The sequence below is a fragment of the Xanthomonas sp. 1678 genome (genome assembly GCF_031455575.1).
GTDB lineage: Bacteria > Pseudomonadota > Gammaproteobacteria > Xanthomonadales > Xanthomonadaceae > Xanthomonas_A.
In genome coordinates, this window is the sequence record NZ_JAVDSZ010000031.1 from 1 (window position 1) to 2,033 (window position 2,033).

The window sequence follows — 2,033 nt, forward strand, 5'->3', positions numbered from 1 at the left end:
GCGACCAGCGCATGCGCCAAGCGGTTGGCGCGGGCATTGAGGCTGGCGTAGTCCAGCGCCTGGTCGCCGTAGCGCACCGCGATCCGCTGCGGGGTCCGTGCGACCTGGCGTTCGAACAGCCCATGCAGGCACTGCGGGTCCGTCGCCTGGTCGGTGCCGGGCAGCGCCGCCGACGCCGCCTGGCCGGACAGCACGATATCCCGCAGCTGCCGCACCGCACCGGCCGCCAGCTGCTCGAAGATCCGGCTCAGGTCCTGCGCCATCTGCTCGATCAGCCAACGCGGGAACAGCGCACGCCGGTAGCTAAGGGAGAGGTGGAATGCGTCACTGTGCAACGCCACATGGCAGGCGAGGTCGACCTTCTCCTGCGAATCCTCGGAAAATCCGTCGCTACCCGCATTGGACGCACGCTCCTTGCCGTCGATGTCGGTGGTGAGAAGGATCTGGAACAGCGGCGCGAAATATTCGCTGCGCGGCGGGTTGAGCAGTTCCACCAGCGACTCGAACGGCAGGTGCTGGTGCTCGAAGGCCTCCAGATTCACCCTGCGCACCTGCTCGAGATAGGCGTCCAACGTCTGCTCGGCGCTGCAATCGGTGCGCAGCACGAGGGTGTTGGCGAACAGGCCGACGATCGGCTCGAACTCGGACATGGCGCGATTGGCGGTGGGCGTGCCGATCACCACGTCGTGGCTTCCCGAATAGCGGGCCACCAATACGCTTAGCGCGGCATGCACGAGCATGAAGCTGCTCGCCCCCTGGCGCGCGGCCAGCGCTTCCAGTTTCCTGCCGACCTCGGCGGGAAGACGCCATTGATAGCTTTCGCCTTCGCTGCCTGCGGAGTGCTGCCCTTCCTCCAACAATGGCAGACCATGACGTGGTGGGAGGTTCGCCAGATGATCGAGCCAGTAGGCACGGCTACGTTCGGCCGCTGCACTGGACAGATACAGGTCCTGCCAGGCGGTGTAGTCGATGTAGCGCAGTGGAAGCGCCGGCAGCGCCGGCTCGCGGCCGGCAGCGAGCGCGGCGCAGACCTGCGCGAACTCCGTCCAGAACACCGCGATGGACCAGCCGTCGACGGCGATGTGATGGGCATTGAGCAGTAACCAGCCGCGTCCGTCGCGTTGCAGGTGCACGCCGCGCAACATGGTGTCGCGCTGAAGATCGAAACGGTGGTGGGCCTGCTCGCGGCTGGCGCTCGCCAGTGCGGCACGCCATTGGTCCTGGCCCGCTCCGTCGAGAACGCGGTGCTCGAACATGAGCGTGACCTGCTCCATCGGTAGCACACGCTGGACCAGCGTTCCGGTGTCGTCGTCGAACACGGTCCGCAGCGGTTCGTGCCGATCGATCAACCACAGCAGTGCGCGCCTGGCCACCTGGACGTCGAAGTCGGCCGCGGTGGTGATCGCGAACGGCACATTGTAGTGACTGCTGCCGTTGGCCATCCGGTCGACCAGCCACATCGCGGTCTGCGCGGAAGACGCTGGATACTCGTTGACGTGGCGCGGCACGCGCAGCAACGGCGACGCCGGCGCCACCGCCAGAGCGGGCGGCGGCATGGCCACAGCGACATCGACCACGGTGGCGGTCGCGGCCGGCGTCCCGATTCTGCCGGCGAGTTCGCCGATGGTGGGGTGCTTGAACACGTCGACCATCGACAACTGGCAACCGAACTGGCGATTGGTCGCGTTGATCACCTGCAACGCCAGCAGCGAGCGGCCGCCCAGGGCGAAGAAGTTGTCGCCGATGCCGACCTGCTCCACCTTCAGCAGACGCTGCCACAACGCCACCATCCATTGCTCGGTGGCATTGCGCGGCGGTTCCACCGCGCGCGGCGCCGGCTGGCCGCGCGCACGGCTGGCGTCTCCGGCGCGCAGCGCATTGCGGTCGATCTTGCCGTTGGCGCTCAGCGGCAACGCCTCCAGCGCCACCCACTCCTGTGGCAGCATGAACCCCGGCAGCTGACGCCGCAGGTGCTCGCGTGCCTGCGCCTCGAGCGTCGCCTCCGCCACGCCCTGCCCTGGCAGGTAGTGCAC

General features: G+C 67.7%; 2 protein-coding genes. One reads left to right on the forward strand and one right to left on the reverse strand.

Going from position 1 to position 2,033, the window contains the following annotated elements:
- Nucleotides 1–1,745, reverse strand: a 1,745-nt coding sequence (locus tag J2Y70_RS22220) for a condensation domain-containing protein (RefSeq protein ID WP_369011120.1), incomplete at its 3' end; no start/stop codon positions are given.
- Here J2Y70_RS22220 and J2Y70_RS22225 point away from each other — a divergent pair.
- Nucleotides 1,632–2,033 (forward strand): hypothetical protein (locus tag J2Y70_RS22225; protein ID WP_309922725.1); only part of this gene is annotated, 402 nt, incomplete at its 3' end. The genes J2Y70_RS22220 and J2Y70_RS22225 overlap by 114 nt on opposite strands.